General features: G+C 43.7%; 16 protein-coding genes and 1 tRNA gene. 12 read left to right on the forward strand and 5 right to left on the reverse strand.

The genetic code is table 11. The features are described from left to right. The 6 genes from B2248_RS00005 to B2248_RS00030 form a co-directional block, all read left to right on the forward strand. Window positions 1-468: SufD family Fe-S cluster assembly protein (locus tag B2248_RS00005; protein ID WP_286721817.1), on the forward strand; the 468-nt coding region annotated here is incomplete at its 5' end. 48 nt (window positions 469-516) lie between these two features. After that, complete coding sequence (sufC, locus tag B2248_RS00010) at window positions 517-1,278, forward strand: Fe-S cluster assembly ATPase SufC (protein ID WP_273181884.1); 762 nt, start codon at window positions 517-519, stop codon at window positions 1,276-1,278. Further along, window positions 1,275-2,579 (forward strand): Fe-S cluster assembly protein SufD, encoded by a 1,305-nt coding sequence (gene sufD / locus B2248_RS00015; RefSeq protein ID WP_273181881.1) that lies wholly within the window; start codon window positions 1,275-1,277, stop codon window positions 2,577-2,579. Before sufC ends, sufD begins: the two co-directional genes overlap by 4 nt. 3 nt (window positions 2,580-2,582) lie before the next feature. Continuing rightward, a complete protein-coding gene (locus B2248_RS00020) occupies window positions 2,583-3,842 on the forward strand; it encodes a cysteine desulfurase (protein WP_273181880.1) in 1,260 nt (419 codons plus the stop codon). Further along, window positions 3,842-4,288 (forward strand): Fe-S cluster assembly sulfur transfer protein SufU, encoded by a 447-nt coding sequence (gene sufU / locus B2248_RS00025; protein WP_273181879.1) that lies wholly within the window; start codon window positions 3,842-3,844, stop codon window positions 4,286-4,288. Before B2248_RS00020 ends, sufU begins: the two co-directional genes overlap by 1 nt. Window positions 4,289-4,300: 12 nt before the next feature. Next, entirely contained in the window at window positions 4,301-4,630 is a 330-nt protein-coding gene (locus tag B2248_RS00030) for an SUF system Fe-S cluster assembly protein (protein WP_007145501.1), read from the forward strand. Between the two features lie 107 nt (window positions 4,631-4,737). Here the strand turns inward: B2248_RS00030 and B2248_RS00035 are convergent, their stop codons facing one another. Then, entirely contained in the window at window positions 4,738-4,941 is a 204-nt protein-coding gene (locus tag B2248_RS00035) for a hypothetical protein (RefSeq protein WP_273181877.1), read from the reverse strand. A gap of 218 nt (window positions 4,942-5,159) precedes the next feature. On the opposite strand from B2248_RS00035, the gene B2248_RS00040 reads away from it, so the two are divergent. The 4 genes from B2248_RS00040 to B2248_RS00055 all read left to right on the forward strand — a co-directional run bounded on the left by B2248_RS00040 (window position 5,160) and on the right by B2248_RS00055 (window position 9,676). Next, a complete protein-coding gene (locus tag B2248_RS00040) occupies window positions 5,160-6,479 on the forward strand; it encodes a histidine kinase (RefSeq protein ID WP_273181876.1) in 1,320 nt (439 codons plus the stop codon). Window position 6,480: 1 nt separating this feature from the next. Further along, window positions 6,481-7,137, forward strand: coding sequence for a response regulator (locus B2248_RS00045; RefSeq protein ID WP_007145498.1), 657 nt, complete (start codon window positions 6,481-6,483; stop codon window positions 7,135-7,137). A gap of 131 nt (window positions 7,138-7,268) precedes the next feature. Then, window positions 7,269-8,963 carry an NAD-dependent malic enzyme gene (locus B2248_RS00050; RefSeq protein WP_273181874.1) on the forward strand — a complete coding sequence of 565 codons (1,695 nt, stop codon included), beginning with the start codon at window positions 7,269-7,271 and terminating at the stop codon, window positions 8,961-8,963. A 158-nt stretch (window positions 8,964-9,121) separates the two neighbouring features. After that, complete coding sequence (locus B2248_RS00055; protein WP_273181873.1) at window positions 9,122-9,676, forward strand: PepSY domain-containing protein; 555 nt, start codon at window positions 9,122-9,124, stop codon at window positions 9,674-9,676. A gap of 64 nt (window positions 9,677-9,740) precedes the next feature. On the opposite strand, the gene B2248_RS00060 is transcribed toward B2248_RS00055, so the two are convergent. From B2248_RS00060 to B2248_RS00070, 3 genes are all read right to left on the reverse strand, one after another. After that, window positions 9,741-12,563 carry a valine--tRNA ligase gene (locus B2248_RS00060; protein ID WP_273182761.1) on the reverse strand — a complete coding sequence of 941 codons (2,823 nt, stop codon included), beginning with the start codon at window positions 12,561-12,563 and terminating at the stop codon, window positions 9,741-9,743. A gap of 146 nt (window positions 12,564-12,709) precedes the next feature. Beyond that, entirely contained in the window at window positions 12,710-13,135 is a 426-nt protein-coding gene (locus B2248_RS00065; RefSeq protein WP_273181872.1) for a DNA polymerase III subunit chi, read from the reverse strand. Then, window positions 13,132-14,631, reverse strand: coding sequence for a leucyl aminopeptidase (locus tag B2248_RS00070; RefSeq protein ID WP_273181870.1), 1,500 nt, complete (start codon window positions 14,629-14,631; stop codon window positions 13,132-13,134). The genes B2248_RS00065 and B2248_RS00070 overlap by 4 nt, the downstream gene beginning before the upstream one ends. Before the next feature lie 90 nt (window positions 14,632-14,721). Between B2248_RS00070 and lptF the strand changes: the two genes are divergently transcribed. Both lptF and lptG read left to right on the forward strand, forming a co-directional pair. Continuing rightward, a complete protein-coding gene (lptF, locus tag B2248_RS00075) occupies window positions 14,722-15,852 on the forward strand; it encodes an LPS export ABC transporter permease LptF (RefSeq protein ID WP_273181868.1) in 1,131 nt (376 codons plus the stop codon). After that, the gene (gene lptG / locus B2248_RS00080) at window positions 15,753-16,916 is read left to right on the forward strand and encodes an LPS export ABC transporter permease LptG (RefSeq protein ID WP_273181866.1); all 1,164 of its coding nucleotides are present in this window, start codon (window positions 15,753-15,755) and stop codon (window positions 16,914-16,916) included. Before lptF ends, lptG begins: the two co-directional genes overlap by 100 nt. A 57-nt stretch (window positions 16,917-16,973) precedes the next feature. Here the strand turns inward: lptG and B2248_RS00085 are convergent. Continuing rightward, window positions 16,974-17,049 (reverse strand) — tRNA-Glu (locus tag B2248_RS00085).

A 17,049-nucleotide genomic window follows, 5' to 3' on the forward strand; every position in this document is an offset into this window, starting at 1 on the left:
GGCGAATTTTATTCCGTGGCGTTAACCAACAATTACCAGCAGGCCGATACCGTCACCAAGATGATTCATCTGGGTAAAAACACCAGTTCAACGATCATTTCCAAAGGTATCTCGGCTGGTCGTTCACAAAATGCTTATCGAGGTCTGGTACGAATTGGACCTAACGCGGAAAACGCTCGCAACTATACCGAGTGTGACTCTTTATTAATGAGTGATACCTGTGGTGCGCATACTTTCCCTTATATCGAAGTGAAAAATCCGACTGCAAAAGTTGAACATGAGGCATCCACATCGAAAATCAGTGAAGACCAACTGTTTTACTGTAAACAGCGTGGATTAGATGCAGAAGATGCTGTGTCGATGATCGTGAATGGTTTTTGTAAACAAGTCATACGTGAATTACCAATGGAATTCGCGGTAGAAGCACAAAATCTACTCGGTTTGTCATTAGAAGGTTCCGTGGGTTAAACCATAAGAGAACTGCCAAACAATATTCAGAAATTTTAGAGAGTGAAGATGTTAACAATTAAAAACTTACACGCCAGCGTTGATGGCAAAGAAATTCTTCGCGGTATTGACCTGACAGTTAACCCTGGTGAAATCCATGCGATCATGGGCCCTAATGGTGCTGGTAAAAGTACGCTGTCGAATGTTCTTGCCGGACGTGATGGTTACGAAATTACCCAAGGTGAAGTCATCTATAAAGGTGAAAACTTATTAGAGCTTGAGCCTGAAGAACGTGCACAACGTGGTGTTTTCCTGGCATTCCAATATCCAGTAGAAATTCCTGGTGTCAGCAATGTTTATTTGCTGAAAGCGGCTTTGAATGCCGTGCGTAAATATCAGGGCCTGGAAGAAGTCGACGCGATGGATTTCTTAACTCTGGTTCGTGAAAAAATGAAACTGGTTAAGATGAATGAAGAATTCCTTCACCGTAACGTTAACGAAGGTTTTTCTGGTGGTGAGAAAAAGCGTAATGAAATTCTGCAAATGGCGGTATTAGAGCCGGCATTAGCGATTCTTGATGAAACCGATTCAGGACTGGATATTGATGCATTACGTACCGTTTCAGAAGGCGTGAATGCGCTCCGTGCTGAAGATCGTTCTATCGTGATGATTACCCACTACCAGCGCTTGTTAGATCATATTGTTCCTGATTTTGTTCATGTGTTATCTGAAGGACGTATCGTTAAATCAGGTGATAAAGAACTGGCAAAAGAACTGGAAAAATCAGGTTACAGCTGGATTTATGATGCGCCTGAAGGTGAGACTGCATGAAACAGTTAACGGATATCACAACACCTTTTGACGATATCGCCGCGACTCAGACTTTACCCGGTCAAGAGCTTGGTTGGCTGCAGCAGTTACGCCAACAAGCCCGTGCGCAATTTCAGCGTCAAGGATTACCCTCTAAAAAAGTTGAAGACTGGAAATACACGTCTTTATGGGCTTTATCTCAAGAGGCATTCACACACGAAGCTGCTGCGAGCCAGTTGGATGAGATGCGTTGTTCACAGGTCGCATTACTGGAAACTGCCTATCGATTAGTCATTGTTGATGGCCAATTCAGTGCTGAGTTATCACATCTGGATGGTCTAGAGGCTGGACTGACTGTAGAGCCGCTTTCACAGGCATTTCCTAAAACAAAATCAGTGTTAGGTCAGCAGGTGTCGCTTGAAAAAGCTGGCTTGAATGCCCTCAATACGATGTTGATGACCGAAGGGGCCTATATTCAGGTTACTGCGAACACCAAGGTATCCAAGCCGGTAGAGTTGCTGGTGATTAATACGGGTGAAACCGATAAACTGGCTACGCATTTACGTCATGTGATCGATATCGCTGAAGATGCTGAATTAACACTGGTCGAGCATTATGTCAGCCTAGCTGATAACAGCGTTGGATTGACAGATGTCATTTCAGAAGTGAACTTGGCAGAAAAGGCTCATTTGAGTCATTTCAAATTACAGCATGAGTCCTTGTCTCATTATCATATAGCGACATTGGCCGGTAAGCAGGCGAGCAGCAGTGTCTGGCATACCAATAATATTTCTCTAGGGGCTAAACTGGCGAGAAATGATATTCATAGCCAGCTATTGGGTGAGCAGGCCCATGTGACAATGGATGGCTTATATCTGGTTGCTGGAAAGCAACATGTCGATAACCACACACGCATCGATCATGCTGTGCCCAATACCACTAGTGAAGAGATCTACAAAGGCGTGTTGGATGGTGATAGCCATGCCGTCTTTAACGGCAAAGTTATCGTGCATAAAGATGCACAGAAAACAGATGCGAATCAGAGTAACCGTAATTTACTGCTGTCGCGCACTTGTGAAATTGATACCAAGCCTGAAATGGAAATTTATGCTGATGACGTCAAATGCGGTCACGGTAGTACCGTTGGTCAGTTGGACGAACAGCAATTATTTTTCCTGCGTGCTCGTGGCATGAATGAAACCAGTGCTCGAAGCTTATTGACCTATGCGTTTGCTGTTGAAGTGCTGCAACGAATTTCAGATATGCCGATTCGCCAGGCCCTATCAAATGTGATCGAAACGCGATTACCGCGAGGTGCGTAAGTTATGACGCAATCTACTCATAATTTGGTCGATACAATGCTGAATGATTTTGACATTGCTGCTATTCGTCATGATTTTCCAATCCTGAATCAGCAAATTAACGGACATCCTTTAGTCTACTTAGACAATGCCGCGAGCAGCCAAAAACCTGTTCAGGTCATTGATGCCGTGGATCAGTATTATCGGCTTGATAATGCTAATGTCCATCGTGGTGTGCATAGACTGAGTCAACGCGCCACAGATGCTTATGAAGGTGCCAGAAGCAAAATAAGAGGCTTCCTGAACGCGAAGTCGGATAAAGAAATTATCTTTGTTCGCGGTGCAACAGAAGCTATTAATTTAGTGGCTCAAAGTTTTGTCAGGCCCCAACTGCAAGCGGGTGATGAGATTCTTATCAGTTACCTTGAGCATCATGCCAATATTGTGCCGTGGCAAATGGTCTGTGAACAGACTGGGGCTACGTTAAAGATCATCCCGATGACAGAGTCAGGTGAGCTGAATTTGTCCGGATTGGATGAGCTGCTGACCGACAAAACCAAAATCATGGCTGTTGGCCAAGTCTCTAATGCATTAGGTACGGTCAATCCGGTCAAACAAATGACGGAAAAAGCCAAAGCTAAAGGCATCCCTGTATTGATTGACGGCGCACAAGCGGTGCCACATATGCAAGTTGATGTGCAGGAGTTGGATTGTGACTTTTATGTTTTTTCAGGCCATAAAATGTTTGCACCAACGGGGATTGGGGCTTTATACGGTAAACAAGCCTTATTAGAAGCCATGCCGCCATGGCAAGGTGGTGGCGATATGATTCTTTCTGTGAGTTTTGACCACACAGAATACAACGCATTACCGTATAAATTTGAAGCCGGTACCCCGCATATCGCTGGTGCAGTGGGCTTAGGGGCGGCTATTGATTACATGCAGTCAATCGGTATTGAAAAAATCGCCGCCTACGAACACGCCCTGCTTGAATTAGCCACGGATAAATTATCGGCTATTGATGGCGTCAGGATCGTTGGTACAGCGGAACACAAAGCCAGTGTTTTATCGTTTCTGATTGAAGATGTTCATCCTCATGATGTGGGTACTATTTTTGATCAGCAAGGTGTTGCTATACGTGCTGGCCATCACTGTGCTCAACCTGTTATGCAATATTATGGTATTGCTGCCACAGCACGCGCTTCATTTGCTTTCTACAATACTGAACAGGAAATTGACGCGCTGGTTAAAGCTATTAACACCACACAGGAGTTGTTTGCCTGATGAGTGATTTACGAGATCTCTATCAACAAGTGATCATGGATCACAAGAAAAAGCCGCGTAACTTCAGAGAAATTACCGATGCGAATCATATGGCACATGGTAATAACCCCTTATGTGGTGATGCTTTAGTTGTCTATGTAAAACTTAATGGCGATGTCATTGAAGACATCAGTTTCCAGGGCAGTGGTTGTGCGATTTCAGTAGCATCTGCGTCTTTAATGACGGAAACCCTGAAAGGGAAAACCCTAGCCGATGCTGAGGCACTTTATGAAGATGTTCATAAAGCTCTAACCGGTGATAAAAATGCTGTTGAGCTTACTGGCAAATTACAGGTCTTGGCAGGGGTAAAAGAGTTTCCTGCGCGCGTTAAATGCGCCACATTGTCCTGGCATACCGTTCATGCCGCAGTTGACAATGATCACGATATTTCAGTTTCTACAGAATAAAAGGGCAGGTTTATGAACGATCAATATCAAATCAGCCCGGAACAGTTAAAAGAAGATGTGATAGATGTATTAAAGACCATCTATGACCCGGAAATACCGATTAACATCTACGAACTGGGCCTGATTTACGATATTCAAATCAGTACCTCAGGTAATGTGAATATCGATATGACTCTGACTGCACCAGGTTGTCCTGTTGCCCAGTCATTCCCAGGTGATGTCGAATCTCGGGTAATGTCTGTTCCCGGTGTAAAAAAAGCGCACGTGGAATTGGTGTGGGAGCCTCAATGGACCAAAGATATGATGACTGAAGCTGCGCAGTTACAACTGGGCATGTTTTAGCACATCATTTTTATCCTGACAAAAAGGCCTGTGATGATAAATAAGTCATCACAGGCCTTTTTTATTATTTAGTATTTATCTGTGTAGTTTTACGAGTAGATATGATGTTAGTCGTTTGATGGCTGCTGTGGCGTATCAATAACAAATCGATATTGTTTTCCACAGTGTAGAATAACTTCCTTTTGTTGGCGTTTGAGTATTCGCATTTCTATTTTAATTTCACCAAACCCATCATGAGTTAGTACATCATCAAATAACTCGAGTAATTTGTTTTTGACCTTATCAGTCTTAATATCTTTTATTTCACTCATTCAGGCTATTCAGGTTGTTATGATTAACTGCCAATGTTAGGTGTCTGTAGATGTAAGTGTTATAGGAAGAATTCCTTTTTTTGTGAATAACAGAAAGTAGTATTAAAAACCGTCGGTGCTAAAGTTCTATTTTCAGTTATTAATGTGTAAATCATGTTATGAACAAGACTAAGAATACTGGCGTCGAAGTGAATGACTTACCCGTGGAGCCGTAAAGGATGAGCTTAAGAGGATTGATTAATTTACGGATAGTTATTTCGGTACTGGTTATCATCGCACTGGGAGCCAGTTTAGCTGTGTGGCAGGCGCGTGAGTCAGTCAGGGATGAAGTGACATCTTCCTATAATTTGGCACTGCAAATGGTTGAGTTTGGACTTAATCAGTTCACGCGGGATGAGCATACCGAGAGTGAATGGCTGGAACAAATCAGTCGCTTACGTGAAACACGTCATTTACAGATCACGATCTTTGACCAGGCTGGGAATGAAACCATGCTGAGAGGTGAAAAGAGTGACATCACTGATGATGCACCACCTCAATGGTTTATTGAGGCGGTGATGATGGATAGCATTAGCTCGGCCTATGAAATCAAACTGCCTAATGATGCGATTAAACGCATTGTAATTAGTGCTGACCCAATGGATGAAATTCATGAAGCCTGGCGGGAGTCACTAGTCTATTTCTGGTCGATTGTATTAATGCTCGGTATTATTTTCTTAGCTATCAATGTCGTGTTTCATTCGATGTTAACGGCGGTGAAAACCATTTTATCGGGTTTAAAAACGGTGGAAAGTGGTAATTATGAACAACGATTACCGCGGTTTCGCATTAGTGAATTTGATGCTATAGCGGCAGAGATTAATAACCTGACCGGTGCGTTAAATGCGGCCCGACAAAATAATCAGGCGCTGGCAAGACATACTATGCATATTCAGGAAAATGAACGTCGACATATGTCACGTGAATTACATGATGAAATGGGGCAGTCTCTTACTGCAGTGAAAGCGATGGCTGTTGTGGCTAAACAATCCGATAGCAAAGTCCAGAGTATTGCTGATTCGATTATCGAAATTTGTAATCATTTATCTGGGGTTGTGCGATCGATGATGAGAACATTACATCCTCTCAGCTTAACTGATTTAGGACTGGTGGCGACCCTGACCGACCTAGTCGGTGAATGGAAACGTCGGCAGCCGTCCCTGGATATTCATTTAAATTACGATGACTGTATTGATGACTTGGATGAGGAAGTGGCGATCCATGTTTATCGTATTGTGCAGGAATGTTTGACCAATGTCGTACGTCATGCCAGAGCCAATCTGGCCAATATCAGCGTCAGGCAGAGCCTTGTTCAGCAGAAAAAATGGGTAGTGATACAAGTCTCCGATGATGGTATCGGCGGTTCATCATCAGGCGAAGGCTTTGGTGTTCTTGCTATGCGTGAGAGAGTAGAAAGTATGGGAGGACTGTTTATGTTCGAGTCTTCACCAGATGATGGTGTGACAGTGACCGCACGTATGCCATTTATAGAGAAGTAGTATGAATAACAATAATAAAATCAAAGTACTGTTAGTCGATGACCATGAAGTAGTACGAGCAGGATTTCGAATTTTACTATCATCACAACCCTTTATCGGGCAGATTAGTGACCTGGACAGAGGGGAGTTAGTCACACAGGAATATGAACGCTTCAAACCCGACGTGGTAGTGATGGATTTATCCATGCCTGGCATCGGTGGGCTTGAAACTATCCGTCGACTTCAAAAGCTGGATTCTGACGCGGTTATTTTGGTCTACAGCATTCATGATGAGGCTATTTATGTTGAACGCGCACTGGAAGCGGGTGCGATGGGTTATGTCAGTAAAAATAGTGCAGCCGAAGTGCTGGCTGAAGCGGTTAAAAGTGTGGCAGAAGGCAAGCGATATATTGAAGAAAGTCTGCTCCCTGAAGTTGATGATGTCCGGCATGACAATATCGAGCATTATCGAAAAGTGCTGGACTTACTTTCACCACGTGAATTTGATGTATTTTGTCGGCTGGCAAAAGGCATGACTGCCCATGAAGTTGCCGCAGATATGCACCTGGGTTATAAAACCATTGCTAACTACAATACACAGATTAAAAGTAAACTGCGGGTAAATACCGCAGCAGACCTGGCTAATATTGCGGTTGTGTTAGGCATTATCAAACCTTGATGGCTGGGACGCCTTCTTTTATTCGATATCATCAATATCGTTGTGAGCCGTAACTTAAAAAAGCTGACTTGAATCCATCGTCGTTTTACTGTTTAACTGATGCTAATGTGAATCAGAAGTGAGGTACGTCGATGCGTGGTATTAAGGCGAAAGATCCAATTTATATTCCTCATGCTGGGCCGGCCTTACTTGCCACACCTTTACTGAATAAAGGCACTGCCTTTAGCGAGCAGGAACGTCATGATTTTAATCTCAATGGTTTAATTCCACATCGATTTGAAACGATTGAAGAACAGGCGGAAAGAGCCTATCTGCAATATAAAACCTTCAAAGCCCCCATCAATCAGCATATCTATTTGCGTTATCTTCAGGATAACAATGAAACCTTATTTTATTATTTATTAAAAGCGCACCTGGTTGAGATGATGCCGATTATTTATACGCCGACAGTAGGTGAAGCTTGTGAACGCTTTTCTGAAATTTATCGGCGGGCGCGTGGTGTATTTATTTCCTATCCCGATAAAGATCGCATTGATGACATTCTGCACAATGTCACTAAAGATAAGATCAAAGTTATCGTGGTCACTGATGGCAGCCGGATTCTCGGACTGGGTGATCAGGGCGTGGGGGGAATGGGTATCCCTATTGGCAAGTTATCACTTTACACCGCCTGCGCTGGGATAAGCCCAGCTTATACCTTACCGGTGATGTTGGATATTGGGACTAACAATAAGGCCTTACTTGATAATCCGCTTTATATCGGCTGGAAACATAAACGTATAAACGACGCAGAATATGATGAGTTTATCGACCTGTTTATCCAGGCAATCAAAAAACGCTGGCCCGATGTCTTATTACAATTTGAGGATTTCGAACAAAGCAAAGCGCTGCCGATACTGGAGCGATATCAACAACAATTGTGTTGTTTTAATGATGATATTCAAGGCACGGCTGCAGTAACTGTCGGCTCTTTATTGGCGGCGTGTAAAGCAAAACATGAAACATTGTCACAGCAGACTATCGTATTTGCAGGAGCGGGTTCTGCCGGTTGTGGCATTGCTGAGCAGATAATCCGACAAATGATGACAGAAGGGCTTAGTGAAGCTCAGGCCCGCGAACGTGTATTCATGATTGATAAAGCCGGACTATTAATGGATGACATGGCTGGCTTATTCGATTTTCAACGCCGTCTAAGCCAAAAGGCCACTCTGCGAACAAAGTGGGAGGTTGATAAAATTACGCTGGATTTAACGGATGTTATTCATCACGCTTCACCGACAGTACTTATAGGGGTCTCTGGGCAGGCGGGATTGTTTAATGAGACAGTCATCAAAACGATGTTAGCCCATTGTGAGCGGCCCATTATCTTTCCTTTGAGTAATCCTTCAAAGCAGATTGAGGCCTTGCCTGAGTCACTGCTTAGTTGGACGGAGGGTAAAGCCATTATCGCTACTGGTAGCCCCTTTAACACGGTTGTCTATCAAGGTAAAACCTATCCAATTGCACAGTGTAATAATAGCTATATTTTTCCTGGGATTGGTTTGGCCGTTATTGCTGGCCAAATCAAACACATCACACATGAAATGATGATGGTTGCAAGTGAGGTGCTGGCAACACACTCACCACTACTTAATGGAGAAGGAGAGCAGTTACTGCCAGCCTTGGATGATATAGCTGAGTTAAGTAAAAATATGGCATTTCAAATTGTGAAAATTGCGCAAAATCAGCAACTGGCTTCTAAGATATCGGATAGTGAATTAGAACAAAAGATTGAAGAGCTCTTCTGGCATCCACAATATCGTCACTATAAACGTGTCAGTGTTTAGGAAAAATTTCCTTCATACCATTTGATATCATTTTATGAAATAGGAATTTGTCCTATTTTTACCAATGGATGTTATACTTTACTCACAAGTTTGATCATTGCTCTTGTGGGTAGAGACTGATCTTTTGATCTATCTAATCTAATAAGGAGCTCAACTCTATGACTTCAATGTTTTTGAAGACAATCCCTGCCGTCCTTGCTTTAAGCATTAGTTCAACTGCATTTGCTGAAAATGATAATTATGATTTGGATGATATCCGTAGCTGGGATATCGTAAAAATTGAAACTTGTCTGGATGCCGCTTTGGATACTATTCCTGGTCATGCACGTAAAGTTGAAATGAAAATGGAAGGCGATGATCCTATTTATGAATTTGATATTGAAGCGAAAGCCGATGGCAAGACCTACAATGTTGAATGTAATGCGGAAGAAGGTTTCATTGGTGAGATTGAGCGTGAAGTCGATGCTAATGATCCCGTTTTCAAAAAATTAGCGAAAATTTCACAAGCTGAAGCGAAAGAATTTGCCTTAGCTATACATCCAGGTAAAGTTGTTGCTTCAGAATATGAAATCGGTTTCGATGGCGATGCGACCTACGAATTTGATATTCAAAGCATTCATGGCTATGAAGTCAAAGTCGATGTGGATGCCACAACTGGTGAAATTGAAGAAGCCAATATTGAACTTTATGAAATTGGTATGGAAAAAGAATAAGTTATTATTCTGACATTAAAAAAGCCGCTATAAATAGCGGCTTTTTTTATCGCTTAGTTTAGCTTTAGCTCAATGCTTTAAGTTGTTGTTCAAGTAATTCATAGGATTGCTGCAGTTCAGCGAGTTTCTCTTTTTCTTTGGCAACAACATCTGCCGGTGCTTTGGCGACGTAGTTTTCATTAGATAGCTTACCTGAAGACTGTTTAATGATCTTATCCAGTTTCGCCATTTCTTTATTCAGACGGTTAATTTCAGCGTCTTTATCAATCAAACCTTCCAGCGGAATTAAGATTTCCATTTTACCGACTAAGGCTGTTGCAGCAGCAGGAGCTTTACCTTCCAGGATATCAATTGATTCCAGATTGGCTAGACGGCTCAGGAACTGTTGATTGCTGGTTAAAATGGCTTTATCAGAATCAGAAGCATCTTTCAGTAATACCGGCAGTGCTTTTTTCGGCGCGATATTCATTTGTGAGCGAATAGAGCGAATACCAGTAACAAATTGCATGACCCATTCCATTTCAGTCACCGCACTCTGATCAACTTTACTTTCATCAGCAAGCGGGTAAGGTTGACGCATAATCGTCTCGCCTTTAACACCTGCTAACGGTGCAATCGTCTGCCAGATTTCTTCTGTGATAAACGGCATAAACGGATGTGCCATTCTTAATGTCGCTTCAAGCACTCGTACCAGTGTACGACGTGTGCCGCGTTTTGCTGCATCAGATGCTGATTCACTGTTTAATACCGGTTTCGATAGCTCTAAATACCAGTCACAGTAGTTGTTCCAGATAAATTCATAAATACCCTGTGCGGCATGATCAAAGCGATAAGCCTCAATCGCTGTACTGACTTCTTTTTCAGCGATTTGCAATTGAGAGATAATCCAGCGATCCGCCAGACTGAGTTCAACCTGATCATTATCAACACCGGTGTCTTGTCCTTCGGTGTTCATTAAGACGTAACGTGCTGCATTCCATAATTTATTACAGAAATTACGGTAGCCAGCGATACGGTTCATATCAAAGTTGATATCACGTCCGGTAGAGGCGAGCGAAGCAAAGGTAAAGCGCAGTGCGTCTGTACCATGAGCTTCAATGCCATCCGGGAATTCTTTGCGTGTGGCTTTCTCAATTTTTTCAGCCAGTTGTGGTTGCATCATGCCCGAAGTACGTTTTTGTACCAGCGTTTCCAAATCAATGCCGTCGATGATGTCGATGGGATCCAGCACATTGCCTTTGGATTTCGACATCTTATGACCATGTGAGTCACGGACCAGGCCATGGATATACACTTCTTTAAATGGCACATCGCCCATAAAATGAATGCCCATCATCATCATTCTGGCTACCCAGAAGAAAATAATGTCAAAACCGGTGACCAACACATTGCCCGGATACCAGGTTTTTACTGCTTCATCATCTTTAGGCCAACCCAACGTTGAAAATGGCCAAAGTGCAGAGGAGAACCATGTATCGAGTACGTCTTCATCCTGAGTTAACTCGACGTCTGCTCCCAGATTGTTTTCTACGCGAACGGTATTTTCATCGTGACCGACATACACATTACCTTGTGGATCGTACCAGGCAGGGATTCTGTGCCCCCACCAGAGTTGGCGTGAAATACACCAATCCTGAATATCACGCATCCAACTGAAATACATATTTTCATAGGATTTCGGCACAAATTTCACTTTACCGGTTTCAACCGCCTCAATGGCTGGTTTGGCCAGTGTTTTTGCATCAACATACCATTGATCGGTCAGCATCGGTTCAATGACCACGCCACCGCGATCGCCATAAGGCACCGTCAGATCATGATCCTTGATCTCTTCCAGCAGACCAGCTGCGTCAAAATCAGCCACAATCGCTTTACGGGCAGCAAAGCGCTCCAGTCCACGATAGGCTTCCGGAATGCTGGCCTCGAGTTCAGTATTAGCACTGCCATCAGTATTAAATACTTGTGGAACGTCACGTACATCGGCATTGAGGGTGAAAATATTGATCATTGCCAGGCCACAACGCTTGCCGACTTCATAGTCATTGAAGTCATGGGCTGGAGTAACTTTCACCGCGCCTGTGCCTTTTTCCATATCGGCATGTTCATCGCCAACAATCGGAATACGTCTATTCACTAACGGCAAAATAATCTCTTTACCAATCAGAGCCTTGTAGCGAAGATCTTCGGGGTTCACCGCGACACCGGTATCACCTAACATGGTTTCCGGCCGGGTTGTAGCGACGACAATATAGTCCTTGCCTTCACTGGTTTTCAGTCCATCTGCAAGTGGATAGCGAAGGTGCCACATATGGCCTTTTTGTTCGCGGTTTTCCACTTCCAGATCAGAAATGGCTGTGTGTAATTTCGGGTCCCAGTTCACCAGGCGTTTGCCGCGATAGATCAGACCTTCTTTATACAGCTTAACGAAGACATGTTTAACGGCTTCAGACAGATCGTCATCCATCGTAAAGCGATCACGTGACCAGTCGAGTGAGGAACCAAGACGACGTAACTGACGGGTAATATTACCGCCGGATTCTTCCTTCCATTCCCAGATACGTTTAGTGAAATCTTCTCTTCCTAGGTCGAGACGGGTTTTACCTTCAGCGTTAAGTTGGCGCTCTACCACCATTTGTGTAGCGATACCCGCGTGGTCGGTGCCCGGTTGCCATAAGGTATTGTCACCTTTCATGCGGTGATAACGAGTCAAGGTATCCATGATGGTGTTATTAAAGCCATGACCCATATGCAGGCTACCGGTCACATTGGGTGGGGGTAGCATAATGGCGTAGGGTGAACCTTCACCTGTCGGCTTAAACTCGCCAGCCTGCTCCCATTTCTGGTACCAGCGTTGCTCAATTGCGTCAGGGTTGTATGTTTTTTCCATGTGATGTCTTGTCTGTCTGGTCGGTGTTCGGGATATACGAATGTCGTATGTATACGCTGTAAATAAACGACGCATTATACCTGCTGCGACAACATCTGTTCAGAGGCAATATGGATTTCGTATTTTTAGCGGTTTGCTAGCTTGGTTCAAACGTGAAAAGTTTCTATCTCATAGCCACGTTGTTTGTAAAACTGGAAGCGTTGACGACCAGCTTGTTTGCTTGATTCATTATCATCAATTACTTCAGCTACACGTTCAAATTGGCTGAAGAACATGGGTTGTTCTTCGGTGAGATTAATTAGTACATCCATCAGTCTGGGAGGCTTTTTGTCTTGATAGCCGATAAGTACCGGACTCTGATTATCTGAACTGTCAGTGATTTCATGTGGTACAAAGCTGTCAGGCCGAATAGCCCACAGTGCCGTATCGACTGACTGACCATGATCTTCTGAAACGGTATGGATATAGATTTGATGGCCCTGATGATAGGCTTTCTCAGCGAGACGACAGGCAAATGCCTGCCGCTTTTCAAGCTCGCTTGATTTCAGAATGTAGAAACTGATTCGGGTCATGATGATTTGTTAGCGTCGATACGATTTAATAAGTATTGAACTAACATTGGGACTGGACGACCCGTTGCCCCTTTATTTTTTCCACTAGTCCATGCTGTCCCAGCGATGTCTAAATGTGCCCAGGTATATTTTTCCGTAAACCGTGATAAGAAACAGGCGGCAGTAACACTTCCTGCTTCTTTACCGCCGACATTAGCAATATCGGCAAAATTGCTGTCAAGCAAGGGTTGATAGTCATCCCATAAAGGCAACTGCCAGGCACGGTCAAAACTGTCATTACCGGCTTTTAATAAATCATCAGCAAGTTGTTGGTTATTGGCCATTAGGCCGGTAGTTGTACTACCTAAAGCTACAATGATGGCACCAGTTAATGTCGCAATATCAATGACGATTTCTGGATTGAACCGTTCACTGTAGGTGAGAGCGTCACATAAAATTAAACGGCCTTCGGCATCGGTATTCAGAATTTCGATGGTCTTACCGGCCATGCTGGTGACGATATCGCCGGGTTTGTTGGCGTCACCATCAGGCATGTTTTCTGAACTGGGTACCACACCCACCACATTGATTGGCAGGTTTAATTCGGCCACAGCTTGTAGTGTTCCGAGCACACTGGCAGAGCCACACATATCATATTTCATCTCATCCATGCCTTGAGATGGTTTTAGTGAAATACCACCGGCATCAAAGGTGAGTCCTTTACCCACTAATACAACTGGCTTGCTGTCACCAGCGCCTTTATATTCCATGGTGATTAATTTGGCTGGCTGGCGGCTGCCGCGAGATACGGAGAGCAGAGAGCCCATCCCCAAGGCTTCCATATCGGCTTCTTCCAGCACGGTAGTAGTAATCGAAGCAAATTTTTTGCCTAACGCAACGGCTTGCTCAGCCAGATAAGTCGGTGTGCAAATATTGCCAGGCAGATTACCGAGCTCACGTGCCAGGTTCATACCAGCACCGATAGCGGCACCTTGTTCTGCGGCTTTTTGTAAGGCGGTATCAGTATTCTGAGCAACAAAAATAGCGCATTCCAAAAGTGGTTTCTTGACAGCTTTTGTTTCTGATTTTGTTTGTGAATACTTATAAAGTGCCGTTTCGGTATTACAAGCTGTTTGGCGAACTTTCCAGACAGTTGTGCGTTCGTTTACTTCAATATCTGTAAAACAGCATAAAGCTTTTTCAGCACCACTTTCATTCAGCGCAACCATGGCAGCTGTGGTGGCGGTATTAAAATCGTTTTCAGTTGTTTTTGTTTTTTTACCAAAACCTACCAATAAAACCCGAGGGCTGTTTATCCCTGCCAGATTGTGGAGAAATAATGTTTGTCCTGGATTTGCGCTAAAGTCACCATTATCAGCGATACGTTTGATCTGACCTTGTGAAGCGTCATCGAGTTGTTGGGCGGAAGGACTGAGTTCACCTTCGTTGTATATGCCGACGGCAATACAATCGGTTTGCTGAGATGCGAGTGCATGGCTAGTGACAAAATACTGCATGGATTTCTCCTGTAAGGTCAATTTGGTTTAGACTTCGTTATTTTAGTGTGTCAGATAATACCGATCTATTCTAACCAAGACTCTTAATACATGCGCAACGTTCCACAACAGATTTTTTCCTGGCTATGGGTCATTGACCGTTACATGCTCAAGGAATTTGTGATTAACCTGACTGCAATCACAGGGGTACTCTGGTTAATTTATATTTCGACACGATTTGCGCGCTATCTGGCAGAAGCGGCGGTAGGCAATATGCCGGCGGATGTTATTTTCAGTCTGCTTGGCTTTAGTTCACTCGGTGCATTGTCCATCTTACTCCCTATTGCAGCCTTTCTGGGTGTGATGTTGTCGTTGGGCAGAATGAGCTCAGATAACGAGCTGACCGTGATGGCTGCCTGTGGTATTCCACGTAAACGTATTATTAGAAATGTGCTGATATTTGCTGGGCTGGTTGCAACTGTTGTGGCTTATTTATCACTGACGATTGTCCCTAGTGTATTAGCCGATCGTTACCAGCTAGAGCAAAAAGCGAAAATGTCGGCGAATACGACAGGACTTGTTGCTGGCAGTTTTAAAGAGAGCCGCAATGGTGACTGGACGTTTTATTCTGAAAAACTCAGTAGTGATAAGCAATTGATGGAAAATGTGTTTATTGAAATTCATCGTAAAAATAAACCATTAATTTTCCGTTCAGATACGGGACATTTTGAAGTGGATGTCGACACCGGTGATAAATTTCTGGTACTGAATGATGGTTATCGCTATGAAGGTAAAGCAGGACAACAGGATTTTACAATTGCCGAATTTAAGTCACATAGTTTACTTGTTGAAAAAGGTGATGACGGACAAGTGCGGGAAAGGCATAAAGCGCTTCCCACCAGCGTCTTATGGCAGCGGGGAGGCTTGGAAGATATAGCCGAAATTCAATGGCGAATTTCATCAGCTATTATGACCTTAGTACTTTGTTTATCTGCTATTCCTTTATCTAATGCCGGTCCCAGACAAGGTCGTTATGCCGGATTTGTGCCTGCTGTTTTGCTATATATCATTTACAGCAATTTACTCGGTGTAAATCAGGCGTGGATTGAGAAAGGCAGTATTAGCGTAGGTGCAGGCATGGTATGGGTACACCTGTTAATGGTGATGATCATGCTATTTCTGATGAACAGACAAAAAATCCAACGATTGTTATCGCAACAAAAACGAAGACGCCTGCAATAATGAAAATTCTTTCCAGATATATCGCATCCCATATTCTGTCCAGCACCTTTATCGTGTTGTTAGTGTTGCTTGGGCTCTATACCTTTATGGATTTTGTTGCTGAGCTTGATGATCTCGGTAAAGGTCAATATCAGCTGCTTGATATTGTGACTTATCTAGCTTTAACCATGCCAAAACGTATATATGAACTACTGCCTGTCGTTGCTTTATTAGGCAGTGTTATTGGTTTAGGTAACCTGGCTAGTCAAAGTGAGCTTGTGGCCATGCGTGCGGCAGGTATATCGATAAAAGATATTAATAAGTCAGTGATGGTTGTTGCAGCTATTTTGGTATTGCTGGCGATTGTAGTGGGTGAGGTGATTAGACCGCTCACCGAAGAACATGCCAGAGAATTGCAGTCAGTAGCGCAAACCGGAACGGTAGGCACACGATCTGAATATGGATTCTGGACGCGAGACGGTAACCATTTTAACCATATCGAACGAATCAATAGCGATGGCACATTTACCAATATAGCCATTTACGAATTCGATGGTGCGAATCGCTTACGCGCGCTCACTAAAGCAAGCAGTGCCAAATATGAGGACGATAGCTGGATATTAAACGATGTTGTGCAAAGCACTATTGATGAGCATGGTGTTAAAGTCAATTCAACAACACATGCCCGCTGGAAATCACAATTAAATCCAGGCATGTTAAACGTGGTTGTTGTGCCACCAGAATTTCTGGCCGTCTGGAATTTGCTGGATTATATTTCTTTCCTGAGAACCAATCATCAATCTGTCGCTCAATACGAGCTGGCGTTCTGGAGCAAGGTGATGATGCCGTTAAGTACAGCGGTGATGGTGCTGTTGGCCGTGCCGTTTATTTTTGGGCCATTGCGTTCGACGCCTATCGGCGGCAGGATTCTGGCTGGGGTATTGATCGGTTTAGGTTTTTACCTGTTTAACCAAAGTTTTCAACATATTGGATTAGTATTTGGAATACTGCCATGGTTGGCGGCTTCATTGCCTACGATATTGTTTGCAGGCTTGGCGTGGTGGATGAATAAGAGAGTGAAATAACACTGAGATGAATTTAGATATTGCCGGATATATCCGCTCTGACTGAGCAGATAAAGATGGCGTCCCCTAGGGGGTTCGAACCCCTGTTGCCGCCGTGAAAGGGCGGAGTCCTAGGCCACTAGACGAAGGGGAC

This window comes from Methylophaga sp. UBA2012, assembly GCF_002335235.1.
Classification (GTDB): Bacteria; Pseudomonadota; Gammaproteobacteria; order Nitrosococcales; family Methylophagaceae; genus Methylophaga; species Methylophaga thalassica.

Excerpts from the sequence above, each read along its gene's own strand:
- sufC (WP_273181884.1), top strand. The coding sequence starts at position 517 with ATGTTAACAATTAAAAACTTACACGCCAGCGTTGATGGCAAAGAAATT.
- sufD (WP_273181881.1), top strand. The coding sequence starts at position 1,275 with ATGAAACAGTTAACGGATATCACAACACCTTTTGACGATATCGCCGCG.
- B2248_RS00020 (WP_273181880.1), top strand. The coding sequence starts at position 2,583 with ATGACGCAATCTACTCATAATTTGGTCGATACAATGCTGAATGATTTT.
- sufU (WP_273181879.1), top strand. The coding sequence starts at position 3,842 with ATGAGTGATTTACGAGATCTCTATCAACAAGTGATCATGGATCACAAG.
- B2248_RS00030 (WP_007145501.1), top strand. The coding sequence starts at position 4,301 with ATGAACGATCAATATCAAATCAGCCCGGAACAGTTAAAAGAAGATGTG.
- B2248_RS00035 (WP_273181877.1), bottom strand. The coding sequence starts at position 4,941 with ATGAGTGAAATAAAAGATATTAAGACTGATAAGGTCAAAAACAAATTA.
- B2248_RS00040 (WP_273181876.1), top strand. The coding sequence starts at position 5,160 with ATGAGCTTAAGAGGATTGATTAATTTACGGATAGTTATTTCGGTACTG.
- B2248_RS00045 (WP_007145498.1), top strand. The coding sequence starts at position 6,481 with ATGAATAACAATAATAAAATCAAAGTACTGTTAGTCGATGACCATGAA.
- B2248_RS00050 (WP_273181874.1), top strand. The coding sequence starts at position 7,269 with ATGCGTGGTATTAAGGCGAAAGATCCAATTTATATTCCTCATGCTGGG.
- B2248_RS00055 (WP_273181873.1), top strand. The coding sequence starts at position 9,122 with ATGACTTCAATGTTTTTGAAGACAATCCCTGCCGTCCTTGCTTTAAGC.
- B2248_RS00060 (WP_273182761.1), bottom strand. The coding sequence starts at position 12,563 with ATGGAAAAAACATACAACCCTGACGCAATTGAGCAACGCTGGTACCAG.
- B2248_RS00065 (WP_273181872.1), bottom strand. The coding sequence starts at position 13,135 with ATGACCCGAATCAGTTTCTACATTCTGAAATCAAGCGAGCTTGAAAAG.
- B2248_RS00070 (WP_273181870.1), bottom strand. The coding sequence starts at position 14,631 with ATGCAGTATTTTGTCACTAGCCATGCACTCGCATCTCAGCAAACCGAT.
- lptF (WP_273181868.1), top strand. The coding sequence starts at position 14,722 with ATGCGCAACGTTCCACAACAGATTTTTTCCTGGCTATGGGTCATTGAC.
- lptG (WP_273181866.1), top strand. The coding sequence starts at position 15,753 with ATGGGTACACCTGTTAATGGTGATGATCATGCTATTTCTGATGAACAG.